18 protein-coding genes are annotated in these 16,971 nt (G+C 70.6%); 9 read left to right on the top strand and 9 right to left on the bottom strand.

What is annotated here, in order from left to right:
• Position 1: 1 nt before the first annotated feature.
• The 3 genes from FFG40_RS11820 to FFG40_RS11810 all read right to left on the bottom strand — a co-directional run bounded on the left by FFG40_RS11820 (position 2) and on the right by FFG40_RS11810 (position 2,334).
• Positions 2 to 1,384, bottom strand: a complete 1,383-nt coding sequence (locus FFG40_RS11820; protein WP_138803305.1) for a hypothetical protein — start codon at positions 1,382 to 1,384, stop codon at positions 2 to 4.
• Positions 1,385 to 1,450: 66 nt separating this feature from the next.
• The gene (locus tag FFG40_RS11815) at positions 1,451 to 1,666 is read right to left on the bottom strand and encodes a hypothetical protein (protein WP_138803304.1); all 216 of its coding nucleotides are present in this window, start codon (positions 1,664 to 1,666) and stop codon (positions 1,451 to 1,453) included.
• A 74-nt stretch (positions 1,667 to 1,740) separates the two neighbouring features.
• The gene (locus tag FFG40_RS11810) at positions 1,741 to 2,334 is read right to left on the bottom strand and encodes an HdeD family acid-resistance protein (protein WP_138803303.1); all 594 of its coding nucleotides are present in this window, start codon (positions 2,332 to 2,334) and stop codon (positions 1,741 to 1,743) included.
• Between the two features lie 264 nt (positions 2,335 to 2,598).
• Here FFG40_RS11810 and FFG40_RS11805 point away from each other — a divergent pair, with 264 nt between their 5' ends.
• From FFG40_RS11805 to FFG40_RS11775, 7 genes are all read left to right on the top strand, one after another.
• Positions 2,599 to 3,363, top strand: a complete 765-nt coding sequence (locus tag FFG40_RS11805; protein WP_185974173.1) for an HpcH/HpaI aldolase/citrate lyase family protein — start codon at positions 2,599 to 2,601, stop codon at positions 3,361 to 3,363.
• Positions 3,364 to 3,497: 134 nt separating this feature from the next.
• Entirely contained in the window at positions 3,498 to 5,153 is a 1,656-nt protein-coding gene (locus tag FFG40_RS11800; RefSeq protein WP_138803301.1) for a catalase, read from the top strand.
• A 303-nt stretch (positions 5,154 to 5,456) separates the two neighbouring features.
• On the top strand, positions 5,457 to 5,909 hold the full coding sequence (locus tag FFG40_RS11795; RefSeq protein ID WP_138803300.1) for a hypothetical protein: 453 nt from the start codon (positions 5,457 to 5,459) through the stop codon (positions 5,907 to 5,909).
• The gene (locus FFG40_RS11790) at positions 5,906 to 7,081 is read left to right on the top strand and encodes a zinc-dependent alcohol dehydrogenase (RefSeq protein ID WP_138803299.1); all 1,176 of its coding nucleotides are present in this window, start codon (positions 5,906 to 5,908) and stop codon (positions 7,079 to 7,081) included. The genes FFG40_RS11795 and FFG40_RS11790 overlap by 4 nt, the downstream gene beginning before the upstream one ends.
• 51 nt (positions 7,082 to 7,132) lie before the next feature.
• Positions 7,133 to 7,771, top strand: a complete 639-nt coding sequence (locus tag FFG40_RS11785) for a DUF1345 domain-containing protein (protein WP_027465558.1) — start codon at positions 7,133 to 7,135, stop codon at positions 7,769 to 7,771.
• 35 nt (positions 7,772 to 7,806) lie between these two features.
• A complete protein-coding gene (locus FFG40_RS11780; RefSeq protein WP_138803298.1) occupies positions 7,807 to 8,040 on the top strand; it encodes a DUF4190 domain-containing protein in 234 nt (77 codons plus the stop codon).
• Positions 8,041 to 8,070: 30 nt separating this feature from the next.
• The gene (locus tag FFG40_RS11775; protein ID WP_138803297.1) at positions 8,071 to 8,571 is read left to right on the top strand and encodes a GNAT family N-acetyltransferase; all 501 of its coding nucleotides are present in this window, start codon (positions 8,071 to 8,073) and stop codon (positions 8,569 to 8,571) included.
• A 3-nt stretch (positions 8,572 to 8,574) separates the two neighbouring features.
• Here the strand turns inward: FFG40_RS11775 and FFG40_RS11770 are convergent, their stop codons facing one another.
• From FFG40_RS11770 to FFG40_RS11760, 4 genes are all read right to left on the bottom strand, one after another.
• Complete coding sequence (locus FFG40_RS11770) at positions 8,575 to 9,627, bottom strand: BLUF domain-containing protein (protein WP_138803296.1); 1,053 nt, start codon at positions 9,625 to 9,627, stop codon at positions 8,575 to 8,577.
• A 246-nt stretch (positions 9,628 to 9,873) separates the two neighbouring features.
• Positions 9,874 to 10,368: a hypothetical protein gene (locus FFG40_RS11765; protein WP_138803295.1), complete on the bottom strand. Its 495-nt coding sequence runs from the start codon at positions 10,366 to 10,368 to the stop codon at positions 9,874 to 9,876.
• Between the two features lie 76 nt (positions 10,369 to 10,444).
• Positions 10,445 to 10,591, bottom strand: coding sequence for a hypothetical protein (locus FFG40_RS17150; RefSeq protein WP_176708791.1), 147 nt, complete (start codon positions 10,589 to 10,591; stop codon positions 10,445 to 10,447).
• A gap of 645 nt (positions 10,592 to 11,236) precedes the next feature.
• On the bottom strand, positions 11,237 to 12,421 hold the full coding sequence (locus tag FFG40_RS11760; protein ID WP_260678864.1) for an MFS transporter: 1,185 nt from the start codon (positions 12,419 to 12,421) through the stop codon (positions 11,237 to 11,239).
• A gap of 135 nt (positions 12,422 to 12,556) precedes the next feature.
• Here FFG40_RS11760 and FFG40_RS11755 point away from each other — a divergent pair, with 135 nt between their 5' ends.
• Positions 12,557 to 13,018 (top strand): hypothetical protein, encoded by a 462-nt coding sequence (locus tag FFG40_RS11755; protein ID WP_138803294.1) that lies wholly within the window; start codon positions 12,557 to 12,559, stop codon positions 13,016 to 13,018.
• Positions 13,019 to 13,318: 300 nt separating this feature from the next.
• Positions 13,319 to 14,296, top strand: coding sequence for a hypothetical protein (locus tag FFG40_RS11750; RefSeq protein WP_138803293.1), 978 nt, complete (start codon positions 13,319 to 13,321; stop codon positions 14,294 to 14,296).
• Here FFG40_RS11750 and FFG40_RS11745 read toward each other — a convergent pair.
• Both FFG40_RS11745 and FFG40_RS11740 read right to left on the bottom strand, forming a co-directional pair.
• Positions 14,293 to 15,267 (bottom strand): DUF6891 domain-containing protein, encoded by a 975-nt coding sequence (locus tag FFG40_RS11745; protein ID WP_138803292.1) that lies wholly within the window; start codon positions 15,265 to 15,267, stop codon positions 14,293 to 14,295. The genes FFG40_RS11750 and FFG40_RS11745 overlap by 4 nt on opposite strands.
• Before the next feature lie 98 nt (positions 15,268 to 15,365).
• On the bottom strand, positions 15,366 to 16,499 hold the full coding sequence (locus tag FFG40_RS11740; protein WP_138803291.1) for a hypothetical protein: 1,134 nt from the start codon (positions 16,497 to 16,499) through the stop codon (positions 15,366 to 15,368).
• Between the last annotated feature and the right edge of the window lie 472 nt (positions 16,500 to 16,971).

The following is a 16,971-nucleotide window of genomic DNA, read 5'->3' as shown; positions in this document are numbered from 1 at the left end:
GTCAGTGGCCGCGGACGTCACCCGTCAGGATCGCGTGCTCGACACCCGCTGACAGCTCGTCGTGCAGGGCGTCCGCGAAGAACTCGCCGGCACCCAGGCTGATGAGGTGCGCGACCGCGGCCTCCGCGGCCGGGAACCCGGGCTCCCACTCGTCGTGCAGGAACGCGCGGACGTGTCCGGACTCGTGCACGACGACCACGCCGATGTGCTCGTGCCGGGTGCCGTCCTCGAGCACGGCGTCGAAGACGATGGGCTCGGTGTCCTCGCCGAGTTCCTCGAGCAGGACGGTGCCGGTGCCCGGCCACTCCGTCCGGTACGGCGGCAGGTCGGGGGCGTGCAGGTGCCCGGCGAGCTCGTCCGACGCCGACTCGATGTGCCCGGTGGACAGGTACTCGTCGACGACGTCGTGGATGCGGGCGTGCAGGTCCGGCTCGTACTGCCACCAGCGCTGGTGCACGGTGCGGAGCCACTCCTGGGTCGCGGCGTCGGCCGAGGCCGAGATCCCCACGAGCTGCGGTGCGGTGCCGGGCGAACCGACGACCTCGAGCTGTTCGTCGTGCGTCTCGACCGTGATCGACCCCGTGGTCTCGTCCGGGTGCACGCCGTGGACGTCCTCGGGCGCGGCGGCCCAGATGCTGGCGGGGAGCTTCGGCGGCAGGTCGAACGGCACCGCGATCGCCGGTTGCGTCATCGCGTGGTCGATCGCGTCACCGAGGTGCACCTCGTCCGACCGGGACCCCATCACGATGCCGCCGGCCGGCGGCACGAGCGACAGGCGTTCCAGGTCGTCCGGCGCGGCGTTCATCGAGGTGAGCACCGCGGTGTCGGCCCACTGCACGAACGCGCCGGCCGACCGGTCGTCCTCGCCGAACGGCACGTCCCACACCGTCGGGTCCGTGAGCACCCACGAAGCGGTGCGACCGGCCGGCCCGTGGCGGACGGCATCGACGATCGCCGGCACCAGTCCGGGCAGCGCCCGGTACGCGGAGCGGACCGTGAGCCGGTCGACGGCGAGCAGGTCGGGCTTGCCGAGCATCTCGGCGGCGTGGGTCTGCAGCGAGAAGAACGTCTCCCCCGTCGCGTCCTGCGCGGCCACGGCGGACGCGAAGGAGCCGGCGACGTCGGAGACCTGGTAGCCGAGCACCAGTGCCTCGAGCGACTCCGGTGCACGGCTCGTGAACGCGGTGACCTCGGCGACGGAGACCGCCTCGGTCTCGTCGTCGTCGGTGATCGGGACGCGGACGTCGATCACCCACCGGTCGACGTCCTGCCCGGGGTAGGCGTCACCGTCCTCGTCCGAGATCGTGATGTGCACCAGGCGCAGGGAACCGTCCCAGGCGTCGTGGACGTGCTGGGCGATGGCGGCATCGGGGTCGTCGTTCACGGACGCAACGGTACCGGTGCACCCGCCGTGCGTGCGCCGGTCCGCCTCGCCGCCGATGATCGCCGTTCAGATCAGCGCGCGAGCGGCGAGTACGACGGCCGCTCCCCCGACGGTGAGCGCCGCGAGCACCGACAGCACCACCGCGACGGTGTCCCGCCGGGCCGGGGCGCTCGAGCGGACGGCACCGGTGACGAGCTGTTGCGCCGCCGCCAGGGAGGCTGCGCTCCCGAGCGGCCGGTCGTCCTGGTCGAACGCCAGGAACCGCTCACGGACGTGCAGCACGAGCCCCAGGCTGGTTCCGTGGTCGCGCGCCACCCACGACTTCGGTCCCTGTTGCTCCCACCGCACGGCGAGCATCAGGGGCCGGGGACCGGAACGCCGGCCCGCTCCCCCTCCGGACTCGGCCAGCTGAACGCGACGACGAGCTGGACGACACCGAACACGATGAGGACGCTCCCCACCGCGGCCACCGTCACCAGCGCGCCGAGACCCGGAAGGTTCATCACCAGGATCCCGCTCAGCACACTGAGCACGGCGAGCACCACGGTCAGCGGCCGGCGGCCCACCCACGGTGCGTAGATGAGTGCGATGCCCTCGAGGATCCAGGCGAACCCGAGCAGCAGCGCCACCCACCGCGCCCCGATCGGCGGGAACACGATCGCGACGACACCGCCGGCGACCACCAGCGCCCCGAGGACCACCAGCCCGGTCTGACGCCACCAGACCCGAGGGCGCACCTGGACCCCCCGGACGACCAGCGCCGCTCCAGACACGACCAAGTAGATACCGAAGACCCACGACACAGCGAACAGCGTCGCGTGGGGCAGGACGATCGCAGCCAGTCCGGCGAGCACGCCCACCGCGCCGACGATCCCGAACGCCCACCGGATTCCGTCGCCGCCCGGCGGACGCGAGCCCGTCTGCTGGCCGACGTCACCTTCGTCACGCATGTCCGTCCGACCTCCCTGCAGGTCCCGACTGGTGCTGTGGTGCTGGTTGGTGCTGGCGACCTGTGACCGCCCGTGCAGTGCGTCCTGCGCACAGGACTACACCCGGAGGTGAGTAGTTGTCCATGTCCCATGCGTGCGCATCGGGGCGCGGGCTGTCCCCGGCACCGCCGCCGTGTGAGGGTCGAGGTCCCCGTGGGCGGTAGCCTGGCGCGCCGGACGCCGAACCATCGGCGCTCGCGATCGCAGACGAGACGGAGGACCACGGTGCCAGCACTCGGAGACGGCCGCGCCGACGGTGTGTGGTGCACCCTCGGCGAACCCCGCACCACCGCGCAGATCGCGCAGAACGGGTTCGCCTGGCTCGGCCTCGACGCCCAGCACGGCGCATTCGACGACGCCACGCTCCTGGCGACGATGCCGGCGCTCGCCGCGGTCGCACCGCAGGTCCCCGTCGCCGTCCGGGTCGCCGAGGGCTCGGGCGCCGCGATCGGCCGTGCGCTCGACCTCGGCGCCGACATCGTGATCGTCCCGATGATCGAGACCGTCGAGCAGGCCGAGCACGCCGTCCGTGCCGCGCACTACCCACCGCGGGGCCGACGGAGCTGGGGGCCGATGGCGGGACTCTGGGGCGGCGCGGCACCGTCCGCCGCCGGTGCCGACCCCGAGGTGTGGGTGATGCTCGAGACACCCGAGGGCCTCCGTGCCGCCGAGCAGATCCTGGCGGTCCCGGGCGTCTCGGCGGTGTTCGTCGGCCCCTTCGACCTGTCGATCGGACTGGGCATCGAGCTGGACGAACTGCTCGCAGCCGACGACGACGGCCACCACAGCCCGGCCGCACTCCCCGCGATCGTCGCCGCAGCCCGCCGCGCGGGCAAGCACACCGGCGCCTTCGCCGGCGACCTGGCCCGCGCCGAACGGCTCCGCGCGCTCGGGTTCGAGCGCGTCGCCGTCGTCACCGACGGGACCCTGCTCGCCCACGGTGCGGCCGCGGTGCTCGGTGCCGCAGCCACCGGTCGCACCTCGTACTGACGGACCGTCCGCGGCGAACGCACCGGCGACCGGCCCTCGTCCGCGTCCTCGGCGCCGCTGGGAGGGCGTGCCCGCGCCCCGGTCCACACTCGGTCGGGAACCCGAGCCGACCGCGACCGCAGAGAGGACGAGACATGACCGACGTCTCCAGCCAACCGCCCGCCGAGGGCGACGACCGCCGCATCCTGACGAACCGCCAGGGCCACCCCGTCTCCGACAACCAGAACCAGCGCACCGTCGGAGCCCGTGGCCCGGCGACGCTCGAGAACTACCAGTTCCTCGAGAAGATCAGCCACTTCGACCGCGAACGGATCCCGGAGCGGGTCGTGCACGCTCGCGGTGCCGTCGCCTTCGGGTACTTCGAGGCCACCGGCACGTGGGGTGACGAGCCCATCGCCCAGTACACCCGCGCGAAGCTGTTCCAGGAGCCCGGCAAGCGCACCGACCTGGCGATCCGGTTCTCCACCGTGATCGGCGGCCGTGACTCCTCCGAGGCTGCCCGCGACCCGCGCGGCTTCGCCGTGAAGTTCTACACCGAGGACGGCAACTGGGACCTCGTCGGCAACAACCTCGGCGTCTTCTTCATCCGCGACGCCATCAAGTTCCCCGACGTCATCCACTCCCTCAAGCCCGACCCCGTGACCTTCCGGCAGGAGCCGGCGCGCATCTTCGACTTCATGTCGCAGACCCCCGAGTCGATGCACATGCTCGTCAACCTGTTCAGCCCGCGCGGCATCCCCGCGAACTACCGCACCCAGCAGGGCTTCGGCGTCAACACCTACAAGTGGGTGAACGCGGACGGTGACACCAAGCTCGTCAAGTACCACTGGATCCCGTCGGTGGGCGTGTCCTCGATGACCGAAGCCGACGCCGCCGCTGTGCAGGCCGGCGACCTCGGGCACGCGTCCAAGGACCTGTACGAGGCGATCGAGCGCGGTGAGTACCCCGAGTGGGAGCTCCGTGTGCAGCTCATGGACGACCACGAGCACCCGGAGCTCGACTTCGACCCGCTCGACGACACGAAGGTGTGGCCGGAGAACGAGTTCCCGCCGAGGCCCGTCGGCAAGATGGTCCTGAACCGCAACGTCACGAACCACTTCGCCGAGAACGAGCAGCTGTCCTTCGGCACCGGCGTGCTCGTCGACGGCCTGGACTTCTCCGACGACAAGATGCTCGTCGGCCGCACGTTCTCGTACTCGGACACACAGCGCTACCGCGTGGGCCCGAACTACCTGCAACTGCCGGTGAACGCCCCGAAGAACGGCGCCGTCGCGACCAACCAGCGCGACGGACAGATGGCGTACCACCAGGACCACGGCGGCGAGAACCCGCACGTCAACTACGAGCCGTCGATCACCGGCGGCCTGCGCGAGGCGGAGTACCCGACCCACGACGACCAGGGGCCGGAGATCGTCGGGCGCCTCACCCGCAAGCGGATCCCCCGGACGAACGACTACACCCAGGCCGGCCAGCGGTACCTGCTCCTGCAGGACTGGGAGCGCGACGACCTCGTCGCGAACTTCGTCGACCTCATCTCGCAGGCGGCCCGTCCGGTGCAGGAGCGCATGCTCTGGCACTTCTACATGGTCGAGGACGACCTGGGTCGTCGCGTGGGCGAGGGCCTCGGCATCACCCTCGACGAGGTCAAGGACCTGCCCCCGCTGCAGTCTCAGACGCTCAGCGACGACGAGCTTGCCCGCCTGGCGAACCTCGGCCACAACGGCTCCCGCGACGTCGAGGGCCTGATGATGACGCACTGCGTCCCCGACGAACGCGCCGTGCGCGTCTGAGACGCGACCCCACGACGGACGGGAGGCCCGGTGCCAGCTGGCACCGGGCCTCCCGTCCGTCTCGCTGCCGTCACCTGCCGCAGCGCATCACGGACAACCCGGGACGGCGCCAGGGAAGCCACGCTCATGGTGGATCGACCGGAGCGACTCCGCGACCCCGACCGGCACGATCACGCGGTCGCCGCTCCCGTCCCGTTGATCCGCACCGATGCGACTCAAGGAGGCCGCGATGGAACACACGAATTCCCGTCGGTTGGGCGCGAACGCGCCCGCTGCCGACCGACTCCTCGCTGGGACAGCACGATGAGGGCCCGAAACCTCGCCGCCGCTGCGATGGTCACCGCTGCCGTCGGCATCGTCGTCTCGCGCCGTCGACGCGGCGCACCCGGGCCCACACGGAAGGTGCTGGCCGAACCGCGTTCCGGCTGGCACGCGGTCACGGTGAACCGCGGGCAGGACGCGGTGCTGCCAGGCGGGCGGATCCCCGCGCCGCTCACGGCGTTCGGGCAGGACGTCGAGGTGGAGGCCCGTCCCGCGCCCGGCGATCGCGGCACCGAGCTCCGTGCCCGCTTCCGAGGCGGCGGCTCGGACACACGGGGTCGGCTGCGGGCCGCTCTGCGTGAGGCGAAGCAACTCATCGAGGTCGGCGAGGTGCTCCGGGTGGATCCGGTCCCCCACGGCCGACGGAAGGCCACACCCACCGGTGCGTTGGTGGACGTGGCGACGAAACGGAGCAACGAGGAGGGTGTGCTGTGAAGGCGCTCTGTTGGACCGGGGTCAACGAGACCGCGGTGGAGACGGTGGAGGACCCGAAGATCCTCAACGATCACGACGTGATCCTGAAGGTGCGTCTGAGCACCACCTGCGGCTCGGACCTGCACCTGCTCGGCGGGTACATCCCGACCATGCGATCCGGTGACGTCCTGGGGCACGAGTTCATGGGCGAGGTCGTCGAGACGGGATCGGCCGTCACGAAGCACAAGGTGGGCGACCGGGTCGTCGTCTGTTCGTTCATCGCCTGCGGGCAGTGCTGGTACTGCACCCACGGGCAGTTCTCACTCTGCGACAACGGCAACCCGAACCCGGGTTTGACCGAGGCGATGTGGGGGTCGTCGATCGGCGGCTGCTTCGCCTACAGCCACGCGCTCGGCGGGTTCGCGGGCAGTCACGCCGAGTACGTCCGCGTGCCCTACGCCGACCAGGGGGCGTTCACCGTCCCCGATGGCGTGTCCGACACGGCCGCCCTGTTCGCCTCCGATGCCGCACCCACCGGGTGGACCGGAGCCGACCTGGCCGGGATCGCACCGGGCGACACCGTCGCAGTGTGGGGCGCCGGTGGTGTGGGCCAGATGGCCGCTCGTGCAGCGATGCTCCTCGGCGCCGAGCAGGTGATCGTGATCGACCGTCTGCCCGAACGGCTGCGACAGGTGCGCGAGCACATCGGTGCCGAGACGCTCGACTACACCGGCGAAGCCGTGCTCCCGGAACTCAAGGAACGCACCGGCGGTCGGGGTCCCGACGTGTGCATCGAGGCCGTCGGCATGGAAGCGCACGGCACTGGACCGCTGTACCTGTACGACCAGGCCGAGCAGCAGTTGCGGTTGCAGACCGACCGGCCGACCGCCCTGCGCGAGGCGATCTACGCCTGCCGGAAGGGCGGCAGCCTGTTCTCGCTCGGGGTCTTCGGTGGTCTCGTCGACAAGTTCCCGTTCGGCGCGATCATGAACAAGGGCATGACGGTCCGCGGCGCTCAGCAGCACGGGCACCGCTACATCCCGATGATCCTCGACCGCATCGCCGCGGGCGAGATCAGCACCGAGCACCTCGCCACGCACGTGATGCCACTGTCGCAAGGGCCGCGCGGGTACGAGATGTTCAAGAACAAGGACGACGGCTGCGTCCGCGCCGTCTTCACCCCCGGCGTGTGACGACCGACCACGCAGCGGACAGGAGGAAGGAACGACCATGAAGGCACGACGATGAACGACCGGATACTCTCCACGCGCCGGGCGCTCGTCATCGCGGGGATCGGGGTCCTGGTCGGGGTCGCGTTGACCTTCACCGGGGCTCCGTCCCTCGGGCCGCTCGCGGCCTGGTGCACGGCCGGCCTGATCGCGCTGGTCCAGGTCTGGCACAAGTGCTGGCGCCAGGACGCCGACGGCACCGAGCGTCTCGCCCGCGAGGAGTCCGAGACACGGGTCAGTGACAACGCGCTCATCGTGGCCTGTTTCGCGAGTCTCGCCGCCGTCGTCCTGGCGCTGAGCGAAGCCAGCCAGGCGCGAGATCCGGCCTCGGTCGCGGCGGTCATCCTGGGTGTGCTCGGCACGATGGTGGCGTGGGCGCTGGTCAACACGGTCTACGCCTTGAAGTACGCCCGGATGTTCTTCCTCGACCACCGCGGCGGTGGGTTCGACGTCAAGCAGGACGGGCGGCCGACCTACAGCGACTTCGCCTACTTCGCCTTCACGATCGGCATGTCGTACGCGGCACCAGAGGTCGAGCCGGACGACAGCGAGACCCGGCGGAAGGCGTTGCCGCACGCGCTGCTGTCGTACTTCTTCGGGACGGTGCTGATCGCGGTCGCCATCAACCTCGTGACGAACCTCGGTCAGGGGTGAGCGGAGGGATCCTCGTCGCCCCGAGGCTGACCGGCGTGACCGACCTCGCTCCTGACCAGACCGCGCCGAGCGCCCCCGCGTTCGTGGCACCGATCGGCGGTCTCGTCGTCGGGTTCATCGCGCGCCGCGACGTGCGACTGACCGGTGAGCGGGGCGACGGCATCGCGTTCGCGGCGATCCTGATCGGGGCGACGCTGACGTTGTTCGGGGTCATCGTGCCGCTGTTCCTCGGCGGTGCGGGGTTCTTCGACCTGGACCTCCAGCTCTGAGCACCGGACGCCGGTCGCTACCCTGACCGAGTGGGGAACGATGCTGATGTCTCGACGCTGATCCGGCCGGCGACGCTCGCGGATGCGGATGCGATCGCCCACGTGCACACGGTGTCGTGGCGAGAGACGTACGGTCGGTTCGTCGACGACCCGGACACGAGCCCGTGGTTCGACGCGGGTCGCCGGGTCGACATGTGGCGGGCGACGCTCGCGAGTCCTGACGTCCGAGGGGGCGTCCAGGCCGCCCTCGACAGCGCCGGCGTCGTGGGCTTCGCCACGGCGCAGACGACCCCCGAGCCGGATGCCGTCCGCCCCGAGGAGCTGACGATGCTCTACGTCCTGGCCCGTGCGCACGGGACCGGAGCAGGCCAGACACTCCTCGACACCGTGCTCGCCGATCGTCCGGCGTCGCTGTGGGTGGCCGCGGACAACCCGCGGGCGCACGCCTTCTACCGGCGCAACGGGTTCGCACCCGACGGTGCGGAGTCGGCGTTCGGACCGATCCCCCGGACCGTGCGTCTGGTGCGTTGAGGGTCAGTCCCCCGCCGGCGCGGAGATGTCCCACACGGTGGTCTCCTCGTACTGCTCGGACCAGCCGCGGCGCATTCGTGCGGCGGCACGGTCGAACGCGTCGACGACGTCGGTGTCCGGCGTCAGCAGCGCCTGCAGGCGGATGCCGTCGTAGAGGGCGAGCAGCTGCTGTGCCCCGCGGATCGGGTCCATCGTCGCCGGTTCGCGGCCGGCGCGGACGTCATCCCGCAGCGCGGTGCGCACGGTCTCGCGGAACTGCAGGTACGCGGACCGGTAGTAGTCGGCGCCGTCCGTCGACGAGTCGGTCGAGATCGCGAGCGTCGCCGCGATCAGCCGCATGAGGGAGGGGTCCTCGGCGTGGGCGGAGAGCAGCGCGTGCAGGAACGCCACCGTGCCCTTCTCGCCAGCGAGCGGCAGCAGCGGTGCCGACACCGCGCGGGTCCACCGCATCACCGCGGCGGCCAGCAGTGCGTGTTCGGAGGGGAAGAGCTCGAGGATCTCGGCCTGCCGCATCCCCGACCGGGACGCGACGCCCTCGAGCGAGAAGCGTGACAGTCCCCCGTCGTGGAGGACCGCGATCGCACCGTTGACCGCCCGGGTGCGCGGGACCTCCTCGTCCGCGGCGTTCTGGTTCGTCAGTGGTGCCAGCGGGTGCTTCCGGAACCAGTCCAGGAGTGCGCGAGCGCGGGAGGCCCCGAACGCCGGGTCGGTCGGGCGACCCAGGCTGAACAGGTCGCTGAACCCCGGAACGTCGTGCATCAGCGGGTCGAGGGACTGGAACGCCATCGACCAGTCCGGGAACGAGCGCTGTGTGATCGGCTCGTCGAGCAGCACGCGGACGTTCGTGTGTCGCGGGTCGGCTCGGACCTGGTCGAAGCGCTCCCGGACGACGTCGTCCTCGCCCTCGATGATCCCGATGCAGTTGTCGTCGCGGTGCGCGAGCATGCCGGTGACGCCGAGCCGGGTGTTCTTCTCTCGGCCGACCGCCAGGATCTGGGCGAGTTCGGAATCCGTGATCGGACGGGTCTGGGTGCTGGTGTAGACGAGCGATCGCATGGTGCTGCTTCCTGGTCGGACGGTCCCCCGGTGTGTGGGAGGCGCCGCCGTGTCGAACCCGAATCGACTCGACGGCACCTCGTGGTCACCGTAACCAGCGGCGACCACCTTCACTGCGACGCAAGACGGTCCGTGGCTGTTCGGCACCCGGAGGATGCCGACCTCTGAATGGAACCATCCGGCCGAGTCCGGCGGTACCCCCACTACGGGGAACGTACGTTCTCCGGCCGCTTTCCGGGGCGAGCGTCAGTGCGCGCGGTCGCCCGACGGGGGCGTCTCGACGATGCGCTCGCCCGTCGTCGGGTCCCACCCGATGGTGCGGGGTTCCGTTGCTCGCGAGCGTCGTTCCTCGCGCGGGAAGAACGGACGGGCACTGGGCAGGTAGCTGAGCACCGCGGCGACGACGACGCAAACGGTGTCGACGAGGTTCCAGCCCACGCCGTCGGTGGCGATGGTGATCACTTCGCTGCAGGCAGTCAGCCCGGCGATGATGGCGAGCCAGAGTCGCGCGTTCCCGGAGCCTCGTCCCATCCGCGTCGCCAGCCACACGAACACGGCCGACCAGGCGAGGACGAAGAGGAGCCCGAGCGAAGCCCCGATGATCGCGCCGCCGGCTTCGCGCATGGACACGACGATGCCGGGCGCCGCGGCCACGAGGCTGATGATGACGGACGCCCACCAGAGCGCCACGGCGATCGTGACGACCCGTGGTCGCGTGCGCGGTTCGGTGTGCTGTTCCATCAGGTGCTCCCCCGTCGTTCCGCTGGATGCGGCTCGACGATCCTACGGTGACGGCGCGGAACCACGGTCGCGCCTCCTAGGGGCGGTAGTCCTCACGACGTGGCGGGACCTGCGCCGCGTGCGAATCGGTGAACGGCTTCGCGCCCCCCATCCCGCCCATCGTCTTCGCGACCGTCGTGAGCAACCAGCCCAGTCCCCGTGCCACGGTGCTCAAGATCCTCATGGCGCCCCCTCGTCGGACCGACCTGCGGTGTCGGCCTCGTCCGGTCACACCGTACGCGGAACAGCCGGATTCCCGCCAGGGACGGCAGCCTCTCGGTCCCGTCGTCGATCAGCGTCGCGCTGAAGCTGGACGCCCGACCGGGGAGGAGTCGCGATGCCGGTGGCCCGCGAGCGAGTGCCGCTGTGGCGCACGCCCTGGTGGCACCCTCGCCGCTGGGAAGCCCGCATGTGGGTGCTGCTCGTCGCGACTGCTGCTGGCGGCGTCCTCCGCGAAGTGGCGCATCCGTTCTCCGACGACGGGGTGCGGGCGGTCGCGAACTGGGTCGCCCTCTGCATCCCCGGGTGTGTGATCGCGTACGTCGTGATCGGTCGATGGAAGAAGGGTCTCACCACGTTGTGGAAGCTGTCGTGGCGCGAGCTCCGACGGATCCTGGTCGCGGCACCGCTCGGCATGCTGGCCCTGCGGTTGCTCATCGAGGACGACGACGGGTGGTTGTGGTTGTTCGCAGGGGTGTCCGCCGCGCTCGTCGCGCTCGCGGTGGCTCGCTGGGTCGCTGCCCTCCGCGATCGTCGACGTCGGACGAATGCGTACGGGACGGTGTCCGCTGACCCGTACGCGGAGCGCCCGATGGGCTTCGTCTGTCCCCTACGCGTCCCGTGTGGCGGCCGTCTTCGACGGCAACTGCGACGCCACGAGCGTCCCGACGAGCGCCACCACCGCGAAGGCCGCAAACCCGAACGGCAGCCCGATCGCGCTGCCGACACCACCGACGACGAGCGGTCCGACGGCGTCCCCGGTCTCACGCCCGAGCTCCGCTGAACCCATGGTCCGCCCGAGCCGCTCGGGCGGTGTCGTGCCGGCGAGGTGCGCGAACGCGACGGGTGTCAGCGTGGCGACACCGGCTCCGGCGAGCAGGGCCGCGATGAAGACGGCCACCGCCGAGGGTGCGACGGCGACCACCAGGAACGCAGCGGCCACCGCGGCCGTCCCGGCCACACCCGCCACCCCGGTGCCGAGACGCCCGGCGTCGTGCAGTCGACCGGCGACGGGCTGCACGAGCGACGACGTCACCGCGAGGACGGCGACCGCGAGCGTCGACACCAGGAGCGGGATGCCGACCTCGGTACCGAGCGCCGGGAGCATACCGGTCAGCGCGCCGATCGCAGCGCTGCCGACTGCCAGGACGACGACCGGGATCAGGAACTGGCGCTCCGTGGCCGCTCGGACCATCACGGCGAGCGTGGCCCGCTGCCGGGGCAGGGGCACGATCGGCTCGACGGCGACGAGCACCGCCACCGCCGTCGCGAGAGCCATCACGACGAGGATCCCGAAGAGCCACTGCGTGCTGCCGAACTGCACCACGAGTGCACCGATGACCGGTCCCCCGGCGTAGCCGAGACCCTTCCACGAGCCGTACCGACCGAAGTACGTCCCGCGACGGTGCGCCGGAACGAGGCGGGCGACCGCGGCGGACGATGCCGGCGAGAACGCGGAGGCGCCGGCACCCTGCAGCAGACGCGCGAGGCCGAGCCAGAACGGTCCGGTCCCGAACACGCCGATCAGTGAAGCTGCCGCGAAGACGACGAGTCCGCCGACGATCACCGGTCGCGGGCCGATGCGGTCGGACAGTGCGCCGAAGACCGGTTTGAGGACGAGTTCGGCGACGTCGTAGAGCGCCAGGAAGAGCCCCAGCCACGCGAGCGTCAGGCCGAGTTCGAGGTGCTCGCCACCGACCGCCGCGGCGATGCCGTTCGCCCCGAAGGCGGTCACGAACCCCGCGGCGTACAGCGGAGCGAGCCGAGGGGCGGTGGTCGTCGACGGGGCGGTCACGTGCCCACCTTGGCCGATCACTGGCCGGACCGCCAACGATCACGATCATTCGTCGTGACGGCGTCACGCTCTTCGTCGGCTCCCCCTGGCTCCGCCGCTCGCGGTCGTCAGCGACCGCGACGCATCATGGGTGGCATGAAACAGTGGACTGTGGCCGAGACCACCGAGCTCATCGTCAAGAGCTGGTTGTGGATGACGCTCATCACCGCGCCGGTCGCCACCGTCATCGCCGTTGCGTGGTGGAACCCCATCGCCCTCTCCCTCTTCGTTCCGGCCTCGCTCATCTTCACCGGCATCGGAGCGGCCATCGGCGGCATCGCCTCCATCCCCTTCTCCCATGGACTCAGCCGAGCCCTGATGCGAGTCCGGAGCCGCCTCGTCCACGCCATCGCACACTCACTGCTCGCCGGCGCACTCGCGGCGGCATCCTTCGCGCTCTTCCTCGTCATGAACGATGGGGACGACATCTGGACGTGGCCGCTCATCGCCTCCGCAGCCGCCGGCATCGCCGCAGCGATCGCGCGGTGGCGGCTCGACCGCGCCAGGATGACGGCAGAGCCGACACCAGCGGACGCCGTCGAAGACGCCGGGGCATAGCCGGACCACGACCAGCGCCCGTCGGAACTCGGCGGCACAGGGAGCGACGGCCGCACGACCTGCGCCACACGGCGGCGAACCTGACCATGTCCGCTGGCGTACAGGTGCGGCTCGTACAGGACATGCTCGGACAGCACACGCTGCTCGCCCGGGCGGCTCCCGTCGTGGACCCGCCGCTCGGAAGTCCCGCTCGACTGGCGTCGGTAACGCCCTGCAGGTGGCACACGTCTTCCCGGTGGGTGAACTCGAGTTCGTCTGAGGTGGCGACGGCCACTTCCGACCGGTCGATAGGGTCGGTTCGTGGGGAACTCCGTGATGCTGAACGTGCTGGCCGCTTCGTCGCCGATGGTGGGAGCCGACCCGGCTAATCGCGCCGGGGAGGTCGACCTGGACGCGGTCACCGGTGAGTGGGAAGTGCAGTGGCTCCTGCCGTTCCTGTGGATGGGGTTCGTCCCCGAACCCTGGTTTGCAGCGCACGCTGACCGGCTCCTCGCAGCGCTTGCAGCTGGTGAAGACGAGAGCCCGGGCCTCACCGATGTCGTCGTGCCCTGGTCCACCGCTGCTGAGGCGTTCCGAACGCGGCTGCCAGCGGTGGTCGCCGTGTGGCCGGAGTTCGCTGAGCCCGCGAATCGGTTCCTCTCGGATGTCACCTCGGTGGCGGAGCGGACAACGAACCCCGTCATCCGACTGCAGCTCGATGAGCTGGTCACGGCGTCGTGGGGCGATGAAACGGAACTCAGCCGGTACGTCGCCGACGTCCTCGCTGACGCGGACCAATGGGACGACCCTCGACGGACCGCTGAGGGGCGGGTGTCCGACTTCCACCGGGCAGCGGCAGCAGACGAGCCAGGCCGGTCGTTCCTGCTCGGTGGTGAATGGATGTACGGCGGGTCTTCGTTGCCGCGTGACGAACCGGTGCCGTTGCCGGCTCCGAGCCGGGCGGCACCATCTGCGCCGCACGATGCACGCGTCGACCGTCAGGCGGAGACGCCTCGGGTGCCGAGACCTTCGTGGATCAACGAGCGGCAGTGGGCCGGCCGCTACGGGACCCGTGGTGAGGACCTCTGGCAGGTCGCAGCTCGGAAAGCCCGAGCGCAGGCGAACGTGTGGCCGTGGCACTGGGCAGTAGCGATCGCGGTGACGTTCGCAGTCATGACGTGGCTCATCGTCGGCATGTTCTCCGACAGCATGCCGTGGGCAACCGTCGCCGGAGGAGTCGTCCTCGTCAGCGTTGCTGCGCTGTGGGGTCGCGCTGCAGCGCGAGCACGCCGAAGCTAGCGCAGCGGACGTCGCTGGTTCAACCGGGCGGTGCTGATGAACCGGTCGAGTGCGTCGCCGACGTCGTCGTGCCAGGAGCCGTCGGACCAGGCGCCGGCTTTCTCGTCGGTTGCCCAGACGTGCCAGCGGCCGTCCTCTTCGTCAAGCGCTGCCGCGTCGGCGGTTCCCCGCTCGCCGGGCCAGAGGACGCGCAGGCGTTCGTTGGCGACCACCGCGCGGGCTTCGTCCAGGTCGGTGAACGGCAGCGGTTTCCGCCACTGGTCGATGACGACGCCGATGCGCTTGCTGGGGGTGCCGTCCCAGTCGATGTCGAACCCTCGGTCGGTGAGGACGCTGGCGACCCGCTCCCCGGCGGTCAGCTGGGACCGTTCGTTGACGGCTGCTTCACCGCGGGTGGAGAGCATCGACTTCGTGACCAGGTCGGGATCGATGTCAGGTGCTGGGCGGAACGACCCGTACGCGAGGCGGAGAACGCACCGGTGCAGGGCGAGCCCGTCCGTGTCCTGCTCGTGGAAGTAGACGTACGCCCACTCTCGGTGTCCGTCGGGTGCTGTCTCGTCCGGGGTTCGCCGGTCACGTGCTTCCAGGAACCCGTCGCTCTGGTCGACGCCGAGGTTCATACCGGTGACGAAGCCGTCGCGGGCGAGCTCCGCGAAGGCGAACTGGAGACGGTCGTACTGACTGCTGCGCCAGTCCCAGTTTGCTTCCTCTGTCCGGCGTGCATCCCAGATGCGTCGGGTGCGTTCGAGGACAGTGCGGCGGAGCTCGTCAAGGTCCGGTGCGTCGTCCTCGTACCATTCGATGACTGTTTCGACGATGTCGTCGAAGCGGCGGAACCCGGGCAGCATCTGCTCGGTGACCGTTTCGTCGATCATCTGCTCGTCGGGTGCAACCTCGTCGAGGATGTCGTACTCGGTCTGGTCGATGCTGTCGTCCGGCTTCCGCCGCCGCCATCTGTCGAAGATCCCCACGGACGGATCCTATGTGGCGACGGTGTCACGCCGCCCGGACGCGGACCACTGCGGGCTCAGGCAGACGAGGATGCTCGCGGAACCGTGCGGTTCGCGGCCTACGTCTGCGTGAGGACCTTCGCGTGACCGTGGCCGTCGGCGAAGACGTACGCGGACCCTCCGCCGAAGTTCGAGCCGAGGGGGTCCTCGTCGAGCATCGCGACGAACCGGTATCCGTCCGGCGTCTCGTCGTTCTGGATCCACGCCGGGTTCCCGCCCCACTGGCCGGCGACGGTGACACGGTCGGCGCGCGCTTCGATCAACGCGTCGGAGTAGTCATCCGCCCCTGCCTGGTGCACGCCGAGGAGCCATGGTTCACCGGTGAGCACGGCGGTGCCGGACGGTGATGCCGGTCGTCCGGCCGGGTGCAGGTCGCGTCCACCGACGACGATGGCGGCGTTGGACCCGGCGTCCGGGTCCCAGGACGGGCACGAGCCCGGGTCTGCCTGGCAGATGAAGACGAGGATGAGGCTGCCGTCGTACTCGAGCTGCGCGGTGAACTGCATCGGCTCGTCGTGTTCAGCGCAGGTCGGCCAGTCGAATCCATCGTGAACGGCGGGCAGCCCGCCGAGCCGCGAGGACACCAACGGCGCGGTGAGGTCCGACCGGTACGCGCCGAGGAGCCGAAGACCGGCTCGGGCTCGGAGCGCTGCGGCAGCGCCATGACCCCGGGTTGCCGAGGACGCCGCGCTGAGGCGGATGCTCTCCGGCGTGCCGCTGCGGACGGCGGTCACGACGAACGACGGATCGTCGGTCGGGAGGTCCCATCGCAGGAGGGACCGGTACGGCTCCTTCCCTGTCCCGGTGAACGGGGCAGGACCGTTGTCCTCCGCAAGGAGCATCCGCTCGACCTGCCAGGCCTCCAGGGGTGGGTACCCGGCGGCAGTTGCCTCGGCGACGACCCGGGTTGCGGTTCGCCGAGCGGTCGCCTGCCGGCGCTGGCGGCCGCTCCGGTACAGGACGAGATGGAGCAGGTGCGCGACGATGGGGAACGGGAGCACCCACGCGGCCGCGAGGAGGAACGACTCGCTCTGACTGCGGTAGTCGAACGCGTCGTAGTAGACGGAGATGGCGATGTAGGCGATGACGCCGAACGTGTACACGAGCGTGTAGACGGCGCCGAACACCTTCAGCCCCGGCGGGGTGCGCACCGCGGCAGCAGCGCTGGTGTCGACGATGACGTCCGCCGGCATGTCCGCTGTCAACGGCGGGGACCGAGCGTGAGAGACGAGACGACGCCGATGACCGCCCCGCCGATGAACGATGCGACGGCATCTGCACCGGTGAGGACACCGGCGGACGGACGGTGTCGGTGTGGACGGTACGTGCTCATGCTGCTCCCCCGAGAGTGCTCTGCCCTCACGGTACCGCCAGATGCAGCGGGATCAGGCGGGGACCGCGTTGCACGTCGTCGCGGGCGGCGACATGCAGGAGCGCCAGCACTGTGCGGCAGTCGGTGACGAGGCGGAGGGGCCGGCCGGTGGTCGCCTGCTCGGTGGCGATGCGGATGCTGGCCGCTTCTGCTGCGGTGGAGTCGACCGTCGGATGGCACAGGCAAGTCGTTGCCCACCCTGGCCGACCACGGGCCGCACCGCCAACGTCGGGCGTGTCCGACCTCCGACGACCCCGTGTGCGGGCTCGTGGCAGCGGCTCGCCTCCGAGGTC

The organism is Curtobacterium sp. KBS0715 (assembly GCF_005938005.2).
GTDB classification, from domain to species: Bacteria; Actinomycetota; Actinomycetes; order Actinomycetales; family Microbacteriaceae; genus Curtobacterium; species Curtobacterium flaccumfaciens.
The sequence above is the reverse complement of the archived record's forward strand: the minus strand, read 5'-3'. Positions and strand labels throughout refer to the sequence as shown.

Excerpts from the sequence above, each read along its gene's own strand:
- FFG40_RS11810 (WP_138803303.1), bottom strand. The coding sequence starts at position 2,334 with ATGCGTGACGAAGGTGACGTCGGCCAGCAGACGGGCTCGCGTCCGCCG.
- FFG40_RS11800 (WP_138803301.1), top strand. The coding sequence starts at position 3,498 with ATGACCGACGTCTCCAGCCAACCGCCCGCCGAGGGCGACGACCGCCGC.
- FFG40_RS11795 (WP_138803300.1), top strand. The coding sequence starts at position 5,457 with ATGAGGGCCCGAAACCTCGCCGCCGCTGCGATGGTCACCGCTGCCGTC.
- FFG40_RS11785 (WP_027465558.1), top strand. The coding sequence starts at position 7,133 with ATGAACGACCGGATACTCTCCACGCGCCGGGCGCTCGTCATCGCGGGG.
- FFG40_RS11770 (WP_138803296.1), bottom strand. The coding sequence starts at position 9,627 with ATGCGATCGCTCGTCTACACCAGCACCCAGACCCGTCCGATCACGGAT.
- FFG40_RS11765 (WP_138803295.1), bottom strand. The coding sequence starts at position 10,368 with ATGGAACAGCACACCGAACCGCGCACGCGACCACGGGTCGTCACGATC.
- FFG40_RS17150 (WP_176708791.1), bottom strand. The coding sequence starts at position 10,591 with ATGAGGATCTTGAGCACCGTGGCACGGGGACTGGGCTGGTTGCTCACG.
- FFG40_RS11755 (WP_138803294.1), top strand. The coding sequence starts at position 12,557 with ATGAAACAGTGGACTGTGGCCGAGACCACCGAGCTCATCGTCAAGAGC.
- FFG40_RS11740 (WP_138803291.1), bottom strand. The coding sequence starts at position 16,499 with ATGCCGGCGGACGTCATCGTCGACACCAGCGCTGCTGCCGCGGTGCGC.